12 protein-coding genes are annotated in these 17,030 nt (G+C 54.9%); 8 read left to right on the top strand and 4 right to left on the bottom strand.

What is annotated here, in order from left to right; genetic code table 11:
• Nucleotides 1-53: 53 nt before the first annotated feature.
• The 5 genes from ACQK2Q_RS11030 to ACQK2Q_RS11010 are packed head-to-tail and all read left to right on the top strand — an operon-like array spanning nucleotide 54 to nucleotide 5,510.
• On the top strand, nucleotides 54-1,064 hold the full coding sequence (locus ACQK2Q_RS11030) for a D-cysteine desulfhydrase family protein (RefSeq protein ID WP_425409796.1): 1,011 nt from the start codon (nucleotides 54-56) through the stop codon (nucleotides 1,062-1,064).
• A gap of 31 nt (nucleotides 1,065-1,095) precedes the next feature.
• Nucleotides 1,096-2,019: a carbamate kinase gene (gene arcC, locus ACQK2Q_RS11025; RefSeq protein ID WP_425409795.1), complete on the top strand. Its 924-nt coding sequence runs from the start codon at nucleotides 1,096-1,098 to the stop codon at nucleotides 2,017-2,019.
• Nucleotides 2,020-2,027: 8 nt separating this feature from the next.
• Nucleotides 2,028-3,671, top strand: a complete 1,644-nt coding sequence (locus ACQK2Q_RS11020) for an ABC transporter substrate-binding protein (protein ID WP_425409794.1) — start codon at nucleotides 2,028-2,030, stop codon at nucleotides 3,669-3,671.
• A complete protein-coding gene (locus ACQK2Q_RS11015; protein WP_425409793.1) occupies nucleotides 3,668-4,600 on the top strand; it encodes an ABC transporter permease in 933 nt (310 codons plus the stop codon). The genes ACQK2Q_RS11020 and ACQK2Q_RS11015 overlap by 4 nt, the downstream gene beginning before the upstream one ends.
• Nucleotides 4,593-5,510, top strand: coding sequence for an ABC transporter permease (locus ACQK2Q_RS11010; RefSeq protein WP_425409792.1), 918 nt, complete (start codon nucleotides 4,593-4,595; stop codon nucleotides 5,508-5,510). The genes ACQK2Q_RS11015 and ACQK2Q_RS11010 overlap by 8 nt, the downstream gene beginning before the upstream one ends.
• Nucleotides 5,511-5,545: 35 nt before the next feature.
• Here the strand turns inward: ACQK2Q_RS11010 and ACQK2Q_RS11005 are convergent, their stop codons facing one another.
• Nucleotides 5,546-6,100, bottom strand: coding sequence for a cob(I)yrinic acid a,c-diamide adenosyltransferase (locus ACQK2Q_RS11005; RefSeq protein ID WP_425409791.1), 555 nt, complete (start codon nucleotides 6,098-6,100; stop codon nucleotides 5,546-5,548).
• Nucleotides 6,101-6,138: 38 nt separating this feature from the next.
• The gene (locus ACQK2Q_RS11000) at nucleotides 6,139-7,035 is read right to left on the bottom strand and encodes a LysR family transcriptional regulator (RefSeq protein WP_425409790.1); all 897 of its coding nucleotides are present in this window, start codon (nucleotides 7,033-7,035) and stop codon (nucleotides 6,139-6,141) included.
• Between the two features lie 185 nt (nucleotides 7,036-7,220).
• Between ACQK2Q_RS11000 and ACQK2Q_RS10995 the strand changes: the two genes are divergently transcribed.
• Genes ACQK2Q_RS10995 through ACQK2Q_RS10985 form a run of 3 tightly spaced genes read left to right on the top strand, consistent with a single transcriptional unit; the run spans nucleotide 7,221 to nucleotide 12,977 of the window.
• A complete protein-coding gene (locus tag ACQK2Q_RS10995) occupies nucleotides 7,221-9,011 on the top strand; it encodes an acyl-CoA dehydrogenase (protein WP_425409789.1) in 1,791 nt (596 codons plus the stop codon).
• A 28-nt stretch (nucleotides 9,012-9,039) separates the two neighbouring features.
• The gene (gene icmF / locus ACQK2Q_RS10990; RefSeq protein WP_425409788.1) at nucleotides 9,040-12,318 is read left to right on the top strand and encodes a fused isobutyryl-CoA mutase/GTPase IcmF; all 3,279 of its coding nucleotides are present in this window, start codon (nucleotides 9,040-9,042) and stop codon (nucleotides 12,316-12,318) included.
• Nucleotides 12,315-12,977, top strand: coding sequence for a hypothetical protein (locus tag ACQK2Q_RS10985; RefSeq protein ID WP_425409787.1), 663 nt, complete (start codon nucleotides 12,315-12,317; stop codon nucleotides 12,975-12,977). The genes icmF and ACQK2Q_RS10985 overlap by 4 nt, the downstream gene beginning before the upstream one ends.
• Before the next feature lie 35 nt (nucleotides 12,978-13,012).
• Here the strand turns inward: ACQK2Q_RS10985 and ACQK2Q_RS10980 are convergent, their stop codons facing one another.
• Together ACQK2Q_RS10980 and ACQK2Q_RS10975 are read right to left on the bottom strand one after the other, a co-directional pair.
• Nucleotides 13,013-13,798: a cobalamin-binding protein gene (locus ACQK2Q_RS10980; protein ID WP_425409786.1), complete on the bottom strand. Its 786-nt coding sequence runs from the start codon at nucleotides 13,796-13,798 to the stop codon at nucleotides 13,013-13,015.
• A gap of 163 nt (nucleotides 13,799-13,961) precedes the next feature.
• Nucleotides 13,962-16,973, bottom strand: a complete 3,012-nt coding sequence (locus ACQK2Q_RS10975) for a PAS domain-containing protein (RefSeq protein WP_425409785.1) — start codon at nucleotides 16,971-16,973, stop codon at nucleotides 13,962-13,964.
• Nucleotides 16,974-17,030 lie beyond the last annotated feature (57 nt).

The raw sequence follows: 17,030 nt of genomic DNA, 5'->3' as shown, positions 1-17,030 counted from the left end.
GAACATTTAAACATGACTACAAAAACGGCGTAATAAAAATGAATATATCACAAATGCCAAGACTGAGATTCGCACAGCTTCCCACGCCGTTGGAAGAAGCGGCGAATTTATCGAAATATCTGGGCGGGCCGCGCATTCTATTTAAGCGCGATGACCTGACCGCGAGTGCGCTTGGCGGCAACAAAGTTCGCAAACTCGAATTCATATTGGGCCGGATCGTATCTGAAGGTTACGATACGCTGATTGTGCCGGGCGGGTATCAGTCGAACATGGCGAGAATATCCGCAGCGCTGGCCAACAAACTCGGTCTCAATGTGGAGCTAGTCCTTGGAGGCGCGCCCGAGGAAGCTATCAATAACAATGGCAACCTGCTCCTCGAGCATTTGCTCGGCGCGAATATTACCTACGTCAATACCGTGCCGCGATGGGATTTTGGATCGGCGCTAGACGACCTTAAGGAAAAATTGCAGGCCGATGGCCTGAAACCTTATTTGCTTCCGCTTGGCGGCTCCAGCCCTGAAGGCATGGCCGGATATGTTGAAGCGACGCTTGAGTTAAAAGAACAATGCCGGCTTCAGTCAGTCAAGCCTGACCGCCTTTTCGTCGCGATCGGTTCGGGCGGCACATATAGCGGACTATTACTCGGGGCGCTGAATAATGACGTTGGATATGAAGTTACGGGCATAAGCGTCAGCCGCACACGCGACTACCTGTTGGAAAAAGTGCCGGAAAATGTCGATCACGGCGCGTCCCTCTTGGATATGAAATCATTCAGCGCCAGTTCGCGCCTCTCTATTTACGATGAGTATATTGGCGACAGCTACGGCGCGATGACGGACGAATGCAAAGAGGCCATTCAACTGGTCGCGAAAACCGAAGGCGTATTTTTAGATCCGGTCTATTCGGGAAAATGCATGGCGGGCATGATTGATCTGATCCAGAAAGGCGAGGTCGGCCGCAAGGAAACCGTAATTTTTCTGCACACCGGCGGATGGCCGGCACTCTTCGCCTATGAAAGCGATCTCATTAAAACGAGCGCGGCGAACGTGGCGAAAATCGCCTGATTCACTGGGCTTATTGCGGTAGTAAACAGCCATGTTGATCCTTATAGCCTTGGGCGGAAATGCTCTTCTAAAAAGAGGTGAGCCAATTACCTCAGCCGCGCAATGGACGAATATTCGCAATGCGGCGCGCGCCATTGCGAACGTGGCTGGCGAGCATCAATTGGTCATCACGCACGGAAATGGTCCGCAGGCCGGGCTGCTGGCGTTGCAGGCGGGAGCGTATAAAAAAGCCGAACCCTATACATTGGATATTATCGGCGCTGCGACTGCCGGCATGATCGGTTACATGATCGAGCAGGAGCTGGGCAATGTTCTTGGCTATGAGGTGCCGATCGCGACCATGCTGACGCGCGTCTGCGTAGACGCCGATGATCCCGCTTTCCGAAATCCGACAAAGTTTGTCGGCCCGGTCTATGATGCGCAAGGCGCGCAAAAACTTGAACGCGAAAAAGGCTGGGTTTTCAAAAAAGACAATGAAAACTGGCGCCGCGTTGTTCCGTCTCCTGAGCCGCAAAGCATTGTATGGCATCGGCCGATCCGGTGGCTGGTCGGTCAAAAGGCCCTTTTGATTTGCGCCGGCGGCGGAGGGATTCCAGTTATCCGCCATGCTGACAACGGCCGCCTGGAGGGCGTGGAGGCGATCATTGACAAAGACAGAACCAGCAGCCTTCTCGCGCAGGAGTTGTCCGCCGATCTGTTTATCATCGCGACGGATGTGGACGGCGTTTACGAGGGCTTTGGCACGCCTGAACAGAACCTGATCAAACAAACCACGCCGAACAAACTGGAAGCGGGCTCTTATTCATCCGGTTCCATGGGACCGAAAGTGGACGCTGCAAGCTGGTTCGTGCGCGAAACGGGAAAGCGGGCGGTCATCGGCGCGTTAGACGAAATTGAAACGATTATCGGCGGCCAATCGGGTACAAGTATCGAAGCAGATGTTGAAACGGTGTAGAAAGTCGAATGGGATTATTGCGGGCAGGTCCAGTCTCAAAGGCTTTCAAACTCAGCAGCGTATTGGCGTCTGCAATATTTGCGGCGGCGTGTGCTGGTGAAAATGACACGCAGGCCGAGCGTTCGGAAGGAACGTCGCTCGTATTGTCAGGGACCAAACCCGGGGTGCGCCTCGACCCGCATATGGATGCGCAGTGGGAGGTCATTTATGTGCTTTCCGCGGTCTATGATACGCTAGTTGAGACGGATGAAAACGGCGAGACACAACCGCGTCTTGCCAGCGCGTGGCGCGTCAGCGCGGACGGGCTGAGCTACACGTTCGACCTTCGCAATGATATTTCATTTCATGACGGAGCACCGTTCAATGCCGCGGCGGTTAAGTTTAATTTTGACCGCATCCGGAAACTGGGGCCGCAATCATTGAAGGCCAGAAGCCTTCTGCCGGATTTTGAAACTGTAGAAATCGTTTCTCCCTTCAGGATTAGGTTCGTTCTGACGCAGCCGGACAGTTCCTTTCTTTATTCATTGAGCCTGCCGTATCTCGGCATGGTGTCTCCGCAGGCCGCTGAGAGGTGGGGAGACCAGTATCATCATCATCAGGCGGGGACGGGCGCGTTTGCGTTTGCCGAATACAATGTCGGCGAATTTTACAGGTTGCAGCGCAATCGCGATAATCAATGGCAAGATGAAACAGGAAAAGCAGTTGAAAAGGCAATAGTCGAAGAAGTGGTCTGGCGGTTTCTGCCGGAACCCTCTACGCGCTCTCCCGCATTGGCTTCCGGCGATATCGATATCGCTTTCGATCTCGATCCTGTCGATGCGGAAGCACTGGAAAGCTCGGAGAATGTATTTATCTCCCGCGCATATCTGAGCGGACAGCCGGCATTCTGGTTTATTAACGCAGAGCGCCCCCCCACCGATGACATCCGCGTTCGACAAGCGATACTCTATGGCGCGGACATGGACGCCGCCGTCAAGGCGATTACGCGCGGATATAATCCGCGCGCTTTCGGTCCGCTTTCAGCTGTGACGCCGGGTTATTCGCAAGAATTGCAATCGATGTATAATCACGATCCGGCAAAAGCGCGCGCACTGCTTGAAGCAGCGGGTTGGGTCGACGAAGACGGCGACGGCGTGCGCGAAAAAGAAGGACGCAGACTCACCATTGAAATGTCGATGGTGACATGGGGTAAGAGCAGAATGTTCAGCGAACTGCTTTATTCCCAATTGCGCAGCATCGGGATTGATTTGAAGCTGGAGATGATGGACTTCTCCGTCCAGATGGAAGCCGGACGGCGCAGCGAAAAGAATATGCTTTTCATGGGCGGCTCCGGCCATTCCGCCGCCGATTCATTGAGGGGATATTTTCATTCCGACAATGTACCGTCCGGCTTTGCCTGGTCGAAATTCGCCGACCCTGAGATCGATGCATATTTGAACGAGGCCGTGCTGGTGACGGACCGGGCTGTGCGCGACGATCTTTATGGAAAAGCGCAAATGCGCATTATGGAACAGGCGCTCATCCTGCCGATTTATGATTATGTTTTGCTCGTTGGTGTCAATAATCGGGTCGAAGGGCTGAAATGGGGGATTGCCGGCCTGGCGCCGAATCTCGATGAATTAGCCCTTGATCAAACGGCGGTTTCGCAATGAGCGGCAAGGGAGCCTATCTGTTCAGACGCGTTCTGATGGTTGCGCCGGTTGTTTTCGGCGTTGCGACCATTGCGTTTGCACTCATGTATCTCTTGCCCGGCGATCCGGCGTCGGCGATGCTGGCGCGATCGGGCGCTTCCGCAGAACAGATCGCTGAGCTGCGCGCTGATATGGGGCTCGATTCTCCATTTTTCATTCAGTATTTCCATTATATCGGGAATCTGCTTCAGGGCGATCTGGGGCGTTCCATTGTCAGTCAGGAGCCGGTTGCAACGCTTCTCTGGTCGCGACTGCCCACAACGCTGGAACTCGTTTTCGCCGCACTTTTTATCGCCGTGCCCATTGGCGCATGGCTCGGCGTCGCGGCGGCGATCAACAAGGACAGCTGGGTTGATCGCGCGATTATCGTGTTGTCTTCGATCGGCGTTTCCATGCCGAGCTTCTGGCTCGCGCTAATGTTTATTCTGCTGTTTTCTGTCTGGCTTGGCTGGTTTCCAGCGTTTGGCGCCGGCGGGCTTGCGCATCTTGTCTTGCCTGCGGGCGTCATGGCGTTCGGCGCCGTGGGAACAATCGCCAGAACTGCGCGCACGAGCATGCTTGACGTTTTGAAACAGGATTACATCCGCACGGCATGGGCCAAAGGGCTGACGCGGCGAATGGTATTGTACAAACATGCGTTACGAAACGCGCTCATTCCCATTATTACCATTGTCGGTCTGCAGTTTGGCTGGCTGGTGTCGGGGTCGGTTATCATCGAATCCGTATTTTCCCGCCAGGGGATTGGCCAATTACTGCTGTCTTCAATCATTGAGCGTGATTTTCCAGTCGTGCAGGGCGCGATACTGATCTCCGCCTTGATGTATGTGCTGCTCAATCTTCTAGTCGATATTATTTACGCCGCAGTGGACCCCCAGATCAGCTATGAGTGACATCTTGACCACCACTGATGATGTAAATCGAACTCCGGACGCGGAGCAGTCAGCGCCTGTCGATTCTGAAACGCCGTGGGCGCTGACCATGCGCCAGCTGGCGCGGGATAAAGTCGCCGTCACCTGCGCCAGCGTGCTGGCGTTTTTCTTTCTGATTGCGATTTTTGCGCCCGTTATTGCGCCGTACGATCCGTTCATGGCCAACCCGGAACATTCGCTGGCGCCGCCAAGCGCCGCGCACCCTTTCGGCGCTGATCTGATCGGCCGGGATATTTTAAGCAGAGTATTATATGGCGCGCGTTTATCGCTGTTCATCGGTTTCGTGTCTGTGGCGATTTCGTCCGCCGTCGGTATTTTACTGGGGCTTGTCGCCGGATTTTACGGAAAATTCGCAGATACGCTGATCATGCGTTTTATAGATATGCTGATGGCGTTTCCGGGTATTTTACTTGCCCTGACCGTGGTGGCGTTGCTGGGACCGGGACTGACCAATGTGATGATCGCTGTGGGAATCGGAGGCGTTGCGAATTATGCGCGGCTTGTTCGCGGCAGTGTTCTGTCTGTACGCGAACAACCTTACATTCAGGCGATCCGCGCCGTCGGGGCCGGCGATTTGCGGATTATTTTCCAGCATATTTTGCCCAATGCATTGCCGCCGGTGCTGGTGCTTGTGAGCATGTCATATGGCTGGGCGCTCTTGAGCGCAGCGGGGCTCAGTTTTCTCGGGCTCGGCGCCGAGCCGCCGACCGTTGAATGGGGCAGCATGCTGAATGATGCGCGTTCGCTCCTGCGCGCGGCGCCCTGGACCGCGGTCTTTCCCGGCCTTTCAATTATGTGCGTCGTTCTCGCGTCAAATCTGCTCGGCGAAAGCTTGCGGGATGCGCTGGACCCGACCCAGCGCATGCGATGAGCGCAACGCGTTTCCTTCAATAATACAGACGATTTTTACCGATTTTTGCCGCCAGAACCGCGATACGCTTCATCATCGGCGCCCGCCTCCATATCGGCTTCCCGGGCGAGTACAAAAAGCAGGTCCGACAGGCGATTTATGTAAGGGATCGACGCCTGCGCTTTTTCGGCGGGCAGCAAGGCCAGATTACGCTCCACCCGGCGGGCGACGACGCGCGCCTGGTGCAAGCGGCATCCGCCTTCTGTCTGGCCGGGATAAATGAAGTCTTTCAGAGGCGGCAGGGTTTCCTGAATGTCGTCGATCATCTTTTCGAGCGCTTTTACGGCGCCGGGATCGAGCGCGAATTTCTCCGCATGCTTTTCACCGGTGTAGCTTACAGTTGCGCTTAACTGATAAAGCTTTTTCTGGAAATCCTTCAATTCGGGTTCTCTTTTGGGATGACCGAGCCGCGCAAAGCCCAACGCGACGGAGAGTTCGTCGAAATCGCCCACCGCGTTGATTTGAGGGTCCGCTTTTGAGACCCGTTCGCCCGAGAGCATGGATGTTTGTCCTGCGTCGCCGCCGCGCGTATAAATTTTGGGGTCACCCATAAAGATATCTCCTGCTTGCTCGCCGCCTTATGGCATACTCAAACGCCCGGTGGAAATTCCTTTAACGCCGCAAGGAAAGTCCGCACGGCCGGGGTTGGCAACCAGCGTTTTCGTACGGCGTATCCGACGGCGAGCGGCGCAAAAAAATCAATCTCAAGCAGTGTGAACCGGCGCATAAAGGCGGTTGACTGGGCATATTCATCGCCGATGACGCCAATTGAATCGGTTTCCGCCACAATATCCGCCACAAGCGGAAAGTATTCCACAACATGCATGCGCCGTGCCGCATCTCCGCCGGTTGCGCCGAACAGCGTGCGTAACTGATCCGTATGCCAACTCATCTGATCCGGCGCGATCACCGGGTATTTGACGATTTCGCTGCGTTTCAACACGGCCTTACCGGCAAGCGGGTGACGTTTGCGGGCGAACAGGCGCGTATTGAGATCGCCAAGCTGCTCGAAAACAAACGATCCGTCGCCCGTCACCGGCGCGCGAGGGCTGATCAGCGCGTCGATATCGCCGCGGCGGAGCGCGCGCACGCCGCTGCCGGCGGAAAACGCTTCAAGGTGGATGCGCAGTTCACTATGGCGTTGCATCAACGTAACCGCCGCCTTGTTCACGAGACCTTGCATCGAGGCCGGGCTGACGCCGACGCGGACCAGGGTTTCCCCGGCTTCGCGGCCCAGCCGGGCGTCTTCAGAAAGCTGGTCGAGGTCAGAGATAATTCTGGCGGCGCGGTTGATAAAATCCCGGCCGCGATCCGTGGCGACAACGTCTCTGGCGCGCCTGTCAAACAGGCCGTAGCCAATTTCCGCCTCGACATCGGCGAGGCTGCGGCTGACTGTCGATTGCGTGACCCCCAGCGCCCGGGCGGCGGCGGTGATAGAGCCGGCGTGATCAACGGCGATAATATGCTTGAGCTTGGCTGCGATCATAAGGCATGCGTTTTTTGCATAGTATAAGCATATTATGAATTTGACAAATAATAGTCAAAAGCCCATGACGAAAGGAATTATGGCTGGCGCGACGAGATTCGGCGCCGCCTCTTTGTTATACCGTCATTGAGAACATATCGCTCCGGTTAGAAGGCGCGAGCGATCCAACAGGATAAAGACCAGCTATGACAGATTACGCCGCACCCATCGCCGATATGCGTTTTGCCGCCACGAGGCTCGCCGGTTTCGATGAGATCGCATCGCACGGCGAAAAAGACGAGCTTAGTCAGGAATTGCTCGACGCCATCCTGGAAGAAGGCGGTAAATTCGCCACAGGCGTTCTGGCGCCGCTGAACCGGATTGGCGATACCCAAGGGTCAAGGTTGGTCGACGGCAAGGTGCAAACGCCCGACGGCTGGAAGGATGCATACAGACAATTTGTAGAGGGCGGCTGGAACGCCGTGCCGTTTGATCCGGAGTTTGGCGGGCAGGGCCTGCCCTGGCTGGTGGCGACGGCGCTGTTCGATCTGTGGCATTCCTCCAACATGGCGTTCACCCTTTGCCCGATGCTGACGCAGGCCGCCGTTGAAGCGGTCACGCGTTATGGCTCCGATTCGCAAAAAGCGAAATATCTTGAAAAGATGGTTTCCGGCGAATGGACAGGCACCATGCAGCTAACTGAACCTCAGGCGGGTTCAGATCTGGCGCAGGTGCGCACCAAGGCGGTGAAGGACGGCGACGCCTATCGCATTACGGGACAGAAGATATTCATCACCTATGGCGAACACGATCTGACCGAGAACATGATCCATATGGTCCTGGCGCGCACGCCTGATGCGCCGGCGGGCGTGAAAGGCATTTCGCTGTTCATCGTGCCGAAGTTCATAGTCAATGACGACGGCTCACTCGGTGAACGCAATGATGTGCGGTGCGTCTCTATTGAAGAAAAGCTGGGCATACACGCCAGCCCGACCGCAGTAATGTCTTTTGGCGAAGATGACGGCGCGATCGGCTATCTTGTGGGAGAGGAAAACAAGGGTCTCAATTACATGTTCACGATGATGAACAATGCGCGCCTTTCCGTCGGGCTTGAAGGCGTCGGCATTTCGGAGCGTTCCTATCAAAAGGCGGCCGCTTTCGCGCGCGATCGCATACAAAGCCGGGAGATCACCGGCGATAATCCTGACCCGGTCGCCATTGTCCGCCATCCTGATGTGCGCCGTATGCTGATGACCATGCGGGCGCTGGCGGAGTCGGGCCGGGCGCTCGCCTATTACACGGCCGGCAAGCTGGATATAGCGCAGCGCGCGCCGGACACTGATGAACGCGCAGCGGCGCAGGCCCGCGTCGATTTATTGATACCGATTGTCAAAGGCTGGTGTACGGAATGCGGCTCGGAAGCGGCGTGGAACGGCGTACAGGTGCATGGCGGCATGGGGTATGTCGAAGAGACAGGCGCAGCGCAATTCATGCGCGATGCGAAAATCGCGGAAATCTATGAAGGCACGAACGGTATTCAGGCGAATGACCTGATTGGCCGCAAGCTTGCGCGCGATGGCGGCGCGGCGGCGCGCGCGATGATCGATGAAATGCGCGACCTTGACGGCGCGCTCGCAGATGGCGGCGGCGAGATGGCTGTGTTGCGCGATGCACTCGCCAAAGGCGTAACGGCGCTGGAGGCGGCCACAGACTGGCTGCTGGAACAATCCAAAAGCGATATTGAAGACGCGGCAGCCGGCGCCATGCCGTATTTACGCTTGTGGGGCGTTGTTGCCGGCGGCTGGTTGATGGCGCGGGCCGCGCTGGCTGCGAAAGCGGACCTTGATGCGGGCAAAGGCGACGACGCGTTTTTGAAAGCGAAAATTGCAACCGCGCAATTTTTTGGAGAACGCATCCTCCCGCGCGCACTCTCATATAAAGAGGAAGCGACAGCCGGCGCCGCGTCGCTGATGGCGATCGCCGATAACGATCTTTAAAGTCAAAAATTCGCCCAGGAGGAAATTCATGCCTGACGATATCAAGCTCGCCGAAAAACCTGCAACAGCCGAAACAAAAGCGGAGGCGGGATCGCGCCAGAACAATGTGCGCTTCGTCACGGCGACAAGCCTTTTTGACGGGCATGACGCCGCGATCAACATCATGCGGCGCATTCTGCAGTCCCTTGGCGCGGAAGTCATTCACCTGGGTCACAATCGTTCGGTCGATGAAATCGTCACCGCTGCTATCCAGGAAGACGTTCAGGGCATTGCGGTCAGTTCTTATCAGGGCGGCCATATCGAATATTTCAAATATATGGTCGACCTGTTGAAAGAGCGCGGCGCCGGGCACATCAAGGTTTTCGGCGGCGGCGGCGGCGTTATCGTTCGTGAAGAGATAAAAGAGCTTCACGATTACGGTGTTGAACGGATCTATTCTCCTGAAGACGGGCAGAAAATGGGCCTGCAGGGAATGATCGAGGATATGGTGTCGCGCGCCGATTTTGACCCTGTCGCGGTGGCCGGCGCCAATGTGGACGACCTCGGCGATGAGAGCTGGCGCCCGCTTGCGCGGTTTCTCACCAGTCTCGAACAGGACGGCGTCGGCGGCGATGCCCTAAAAGCGCTTGAAAAAGCCGCCGCAGAAAATCCGCGCGCGCCGGTTCTCGGCATGACGGGCACAGGAGGCTCGGGGAAATCATCGCTTTGTGATGAGATTATCACGCGTTTCCGTATGGATTCGTCCGAATTTAAAATCGCCGTCCTCGCGATCGATCCGTCGCGCCGCAAATCCGGCGGCGCGCTTCTGGGCGACCGCATCCGGATGAACTCAATCAATGCGCCGCAAATCTTTTTCCGCTCCATTGCGACGCGCGAATCCGAACGCGAAGTTCCGGATTTTGTTTTTCGCGCAGTAAAAGCCTGCCGTGCTGCGGGCTTCGATCTGATCATTGTCGAAACCCCCGGTATCGGGCAGGGCAACGCCGCGATCGCGGAAATCGCCGACGTTTCCCTTTATGTGATGACGCCGGAATTCGGCGCCGCATCGCAGCTTGAAAAAATCGATATGCTCGATTTCGCCGATATCGTTGCAATCAACAAGTTCGATCGCAAGGGCGCCGAAGACGCGCTGCGCGATGTCAGGAAGCAGGTGCAGCGAAACCGCGAAGATTTTACGCGCCCAACGGAAGAAATGCCGGTCTATGGCGCGATCGCCTCCCGCTATCAGGATGACGGCGTCACGGGACTTTATCTGGGGCTTCGTGAAAAAATCGAACAGAAGGATTTCATCGTTCCCGAAACGCGGTTCGAGGCAAATGGCAAACGCATGCCCTCCGCGCGTGAAGCGGTGGTGCCGCCCTCGCGCCAGCGTTATCTTGCTGAAATCGCGCAGACGGTGCGCGGCTATCATGAAAAGGCGCGAGAGGAAGCGACCCTCGCGCGGGAAATCCAGCAATTGCAATCGACGCAGGCGATGCTTGATAAAGCGGGAAGTGAAAGCGACCAACTGGCGCCGTTAATTACCGAGCGGAAGGAACGGCAGAATGTCCGGGCGAAAAAACTGCTCGAAAACTGGCCGAAGGTGAAAGAAAGTTATGCGGGCGATGAATATGTCGTGAAAATTCGCGACAAGGAAATTCGCACAAAACTGACGCGAGAGACGCTATCCGGCACTACAATCCGCAAAGTGGTGCTGCCGCGCTACGAAGACGACGGCGAGCTCTTAACCTGGATGCTGCGTGAAAATGTTCCGGGCTCTTTTCCCTATACCGCCGGGGTCTTTGCATTTAAACGCGAGGGCGAAGACCCGACGCGAATGTTTGCAGGCGAGGGCGACCCGTTCCGCACCAATGCGCGGTTCAAATATCTGTCGAAAGATTCCGATGCAAAACGTCTGTCCACGGCGTTTGATTCAGTAACGCTTTACGGGTTCGATCCGAACGAACGCCCCGACATTTACGGAAAGGTCGGCAATTCCGGCGTTTCGGTGGCGACGCTCGACGACATGAAAGCGCTGTATGACGGGTTTGATCTTTGCTCGCCAACGACTTCCGTTTCCATGACGATCAACGGCCCTGCGCCGATGATCCTCGCAATGTTTCTGAACACAGCTATTGATCAGCAGCTTGACAAATTCGTCGCTGAAAACGACCGACAACCCACGGAAGATGAGGCGAACAAGGTCCGCGCCTGGGCGCTGGAGACGGTGCGCGGCACGGTCCAGGCGGATATTCTCAAAGAAGATCAGGGTCAGAACACTTGCATCTTTTCAACCGAATTTGCGCTGAAAATGATGGGGGATATTCAGGAATATTTTGTCGAAAACCGTGTGCGGAATTTCTACTCCGTATCCATATCCGGCTATCACATCGCCGAAGCCGGGGCCAATCCGATCTCGCAACTCGCCTTTACGCTGTCCAACGGCTTTACATTCGTCGAATCCTATCTCGCGCGCGGCATGAATATAGACGATTTTGCGCCGAACCTTTCCTATTTCTTTTCCAACGGCATGGATCCGGAATATTCCGTCATCGGCAGGGTGGCCCGGCGCATATGGGCCGTCGCCATGCGCGACCTCTACGGCGCGAATGAGCGGTCTCAAAAACTAAAATACCATGTCCAGACATCAGGGCGTTCATTGCATGCGCAGGAAATGGATTTCAACGACATCCGGACAACCTTGCAGGCGTTGATTGCAATTTATGACAATTGCAATTCGCTGCACACAAACGCCTATGACGAAGCCTACACAACGCCGACGGAACATTCCGTTCGCCGCGCCATGGCGATTCAGATGATTATCAACAAGGAGTGGGGCCTTGCGCAGAATGAGAACCCCAATCAGGGCGCATTTGTCATTGATGAATTAACCGATCTGGTTGAGGAAGCCGTCTTGAAAGAATTTGAGCGGATTGCAGAACGCGGCGGCGTTCTGGGCGCCATGGAAACCGGCTACCAGCGCGGCAAGATTCAGGAAGAAAGCCTCTATTACGAACATAAAAAACATGACGGCTCTCTGCCAATTGTAGGTGTTAACACGTTTGTCGATCCTGACGCGCCTGAACCGCCGTCGCCGCCGTTGCAGCGGTCCACAACCGAGGAAAAAGACAACCAGATTACCCGGTTGCGAGCGTTCCAGAAGCGCGAACCGAAAAAATCGGAAGACGTGCGCCAGGCGTTACGCGATGCTGTTGTCAATAACGAAAACGTTTTTTCCGTCTTGATGGAGGCGGTTAGATATTGCTCGCTCGGGCAGATCACCGATACATTGTTTGAAGTTGGCGGACAGTATCGGCGGAATATGTGAGGCTTGAGAGTATAAAGGCCGAGGTCGAAGACGCCGGTCTTGCTCATCGCGGCGCATTCCATCCCGGCCCTGATGATTTGCCGCACGGTCTTGACGCCGGAACAATTGTGATGCTGGGCTTTGTCGGCGGCGAGCAGTGGGCCGGCTTTGCAGCCTCGCCAGAATATAAAGACGGCAAACCGCATCCGCTGGATCGCTGGTCGCACCGCGTTATCTCGGCGCTCGCGCGGGAACTCGGCGCCAAACCCTGCTTCCCGTTCACAACGCCCCTCATGCCTTTCATACGCTGGGCGCAAAAGGCGGAACCCGTGGCGCCATCGGAAATCGGCATGCTCATCCATCCCGAATACGGGCTGTGGCACGCCTGGCGCGGCGCGCTGGCGATTGCCGAAAAGCTGGAATTGCCGCCCAGCGATAGGCGTCCCCGCCCTTGCGAAAGCTGTGTTGAAAAGCCGTGTCTTACAGCATGTCCTGTCGGTGCGTTCAGCGGCGGCGGCGCCTATGACGTCCCAGCCTGCGGCGCGCATATTCGCCGCCCGGAAGGCGCGGATTGCATGTCCATGGGCTGCCGCGCGCGGCGCGCTTGTCCGGTCGGGAAAGAGTATCAGTATACGCCGGATCAGGCGGCGTTCCATATGCGAAGTTTCCGCGGCGGTTGACAACGCTCCAGCGTGACAGCGCCGGGCGCACGCGGTTAGGAGTCTGCGAAGCGTTTTATAATCTGCTGCATCTCATCCAGTCCATTAGTCAGCGCGGCCGGCCCGGGTTGCAGGATAATGGCGGATTTGATTTCGTGGAGTCGGTTGTTTTTGATGGCGGGGATCTGGTCGAAGCCTTCGCGCGCGGCGACCTGTTCTTTCTTGAAACCCTTGCCGCACCATGAACCGATAATGATGTCCGGCGCGGCGTCGATCACCTCTTGCGCCGTTACAAAGCGTTCTTTTGCCGCTTGTCCAAAGGCGCGATCAGAAAAAACATTGTCACCCCCGGCGATCTCAATCAATTCAGAGACCCAGCCAATAGCCGAAATCATGGGATCGTCCCATTCTTCGAAGTAAACTCTTGGGCGGCGTTTCAGCGATTGCGATTGTTCGCGCGCCATATTCACGCGCGCCTGCAAGTCATTTACGAGCATCTGGGCGTCTTTATCCGAATTAGTCAGCGCGCCGACCGTGCGGATCATATCGAAAATACCATCCACCGTGCGATGGTTGAACGCATGAACTTCCAGCCCTTCGCGCATGAGGTTTGCGGTAATGTCGGCCTGTATATCCGAGAAGGTGAAAACAAGATCAGGTTTCAGCGCAAGGATCTCATCCGTTTTCGCTTCAACGAAGGTGGAGACTTTGGGTTTCCGGCGCGCTTCCGCCGGGCGTACTACAAAGCCGGAGACGCCGACTATATTGTCCTGCTTTCCCAACAGATAGAGCGTCTCCACAGTTTCTTCCGTAAGGCAGACTATTCGTTCAGGCGGATACATATCTGAAAAAACATCGCGTCAACTACGCGTCATACATAAGGGTTATTAGGCCGATTTCAAAATGGATAAAAAATGCGACTATTGTGCGGTGTCTTGAGTTTCAATCGTTCGGAACCAAGCAAAATGCGGAAGACGGTTCCCGCCAAAGCGCGCGCACGGCGCTCTACGCTGATTCTTCAACGGGCTGACATGTCTGCGAGCGCCCGTCTTGAACGCCATACAGAGCGTCCCAGACAATATCCCGGAGCGCATCATTTGAAATCGCGGATTTCAAATAGACGCCCAGTATATTTTGCTGCGGCCCGGAAAGCGTTACGCTATCCGTTGAATAAATTATGGCCGGGATATGGGGACGCTGGCTTGTCAGTAAATTCAGTATTTTGTTGTCGAGATCGCCAAGCGGATCTGCAATAACAAGATCGTATTTAGCGTCTTCGATACGAGACGCGCCTTCTGTCGCCGAAAATGCCGCGTCCACGTCAGCAAATTCGTCGAACAGATGCTGAATGACCGATGTAAAATCTTTGTCCATATCGAGACATAGAATTTTTTTACGGGCCACAGTCGAATCTGGCGGCAAAGCTTCCTTTTTCGAGGACGAACTCTCATGCAACGAAGTTTCAGCCTGGTTCAATAGAATTGTAAAAACCGCACCGTCGCCGGGCCGGCTTTCGACCTTCAGAGCGCCGTTATGCGCGGCCACGATAGCGTTGGCAATTGAAAGTCCGAGACCGCTTCCTTCGTTTGCGCGATTGTCCGAACCATCAAGCTGCACGAACCTTTCAAAAATACCGTCAAGATTGGCGTCAGGAATGCCGGGACCATTATCCCGTACAGCGATACAGACATCGCCGCTGACAAGTTTGACGCGGATATCAATTTTACCGTCAGTTCCGCTGAATTTTGCAGCATTTGAAATTAAATTGGTGAGCACCTGAATGAGCCGGTCCCGGTCGCCGCGGACAAGCGCACCATTTGAATCGTCCCTGTATGTGATGACTGCGTTATGATCGCGTGCGAAGCTTTCATTTTGCATAATTGCTTCTTTAACAAGGTTGCCCACATATAATGGCTGCATCGAAATAGAAAATTTGCCGGATTCAATTTTTTCAATATCGAGAATGTCATTGATAAGGCGGACAAGGCGGCGGCCGTTTGAAGCAGCGATTTCTAATAATTCGGCGGCTTTTGGCGGCACCTCTCCAAATTTATCAGACCGAATGAGCTCCAGCGCACCGATAATTGACGTCATGGGCGTGCGCAATTCATGCGACACGGTGGATACAAATTCGCTTTTCAGATGGTCGACTTTTTTTCGCTCATTGATATCCATGATGGAACCAATGACGCGTTTTGAAATCCGGTCATAATGTTCGACAAATTGTCCCAGCACCAGAAACCAACGATAGTCTCCATTCTTGCAACGCAACCGGCATTCAGCGCGAAACGACTCGCGCTTTGTTAAGTGCGCATCGAAGGTGTTGAGAGTGGCGTCATGATCGTCAGGATGCAGCAAGTTCCTGAACTTTTCTATGCCCGGCGTTATCTCTCCCGGCGCATATCCCAACAATCGAAAGTAGTTATCCGACCAGTACGCAGCATCGCCGTCTTCTTCCCGCCATTCCCAGATGCCTACATTCGAGCCTTCGGCCGCCAGGGCGAAACGTTCTTCGCTTTGACTGAGCAATAGAGTGTTTTGCTCGCGGTCAATTTCATAACCAACCCATTGAGCGATAAGTTCGATCAAGGCGTAGTCGAGTTTAGTAAATGTCCGCTCACATTTTGAAAAGCTGTGAAAACTTAATACGCCGTAGCGCTTGCCGCCAAGAAACACCGGCGCTGCGATGAGCGACTGAATAGTTGAAATTTCGTTGTTGTGATTCTGGCCTCGGCTATCGCCAATATCGTCAAACCCGCACGCGCTATAAGCATTATCGATATGAGCAAGATATGCTTGGCTGCAAGCTATATGCCTTTCATGATCCTGATCGCCGCCGGAAAATGTCGCATATTCCAGTTTTCGTTCATCCTTACCAGTTTTAGAAATCAGGCCGGCTTCCAGGCCGTAATAGTCCCTCGTTTGTTTGAGAACATTTTCAATCCGCACCGCTAGAGGATCTTTCTGATCAAGCAGTGTGCGCCAGATTGCTTCGCGCAAGCGTTCAGACTGATATTCTTCCGTAACGTCAAAAAATGACCCAGAAAGCGATAGAGCGTTTCCGGAATGGTCGTAAAGCGCATTGCCGCGCGCTTCGATGAATGCGTAGTCACCTGACTCTTTACGCAGGCGAAAAACGCTGGAAAACGCTTTGCCGTCGAGCGCACATTTCGTCATGGCCTGTTTCAGGGGTTCAACATCTTCGGGATGAAGGCGATCCTCGATAAAGGCGCCGCTCGTCAAACCACCCTCATGATGAGTCCCTAGAATGTCATGAATAACCTCGGACCAGGTAAGTGCTTTTTCAGCGATATCATATTCCCATACGCCAATCCCGGCGCTTTCCAGCGCTAGGTCATGCTGTTGTTTCAGGCGTTGTATTCTTCTGTTTTGCTCTTTCTGTGTGGCGGCCTGCTTGGTGATTCTATCTTTCGCCTGCAGTAACTGTTGAAGCGTCGCCTGAACCAGTCTTTCGTAAGAAATGGCAATGAGGACAATTGCCGTCGCCGAGAGAAATATTGATGACGTAAAAAGCGTCCTTAGATGCTCTGGCGAGTGCGGCGATGGCGTCGCCCAGCCCAGATTGGCGGCAATATATAAGTATCCCAGCACGAGCGCCACCGCCGCCATGGAGATCAGCCCGGCGAGTCGGCCGATGAGAATAGTCGCAGCGAGCGGCAAAATTGTGAGAAACGTCATGGTCGGCGCCGGCGCGCCGCCATTCTGCAACGATGTAAATAATACGACAACCAGGGTTGTGAGGATGAAGATAACCGCGGCAACATTTCGTTTTCCTGTGAGCCGATAGATTATCGGCGACAATAGGAAAAACCCGAGCGCGACAATGCCGGCGATTCTGGCGACGGTGAGACCTGGCGCCATGCCTTGCGTCAGGAACGTGTGAAAAATATCAACCAGTATGAATGTTGCGGATATAATATAGAGCGCGCTGCCGCGCAGATTGTGTAAAGCGGTGTCTTGCGTTTTTTGTGTCGAGTTATCGCCGCCAAGAGTCATTCTATTTTCCAGATCAAAGCGCGCCCGGCTCCGCCAGTATTACCCATGCTGTGGATT

This window comes from Hyphococcus sp., assembly GCF_965228385.1.
Lineage (GTDB): Bacteria > Pseudomonadota > Alphaproteobacteria > Caulobacterales > Parvularculaceae > Hyphococcus.
The sequence above is the reverse complement of the archived record's forward strand: the minus strand, read 5'-3'. Positions and strand labels throughout refer to the sequence as shown.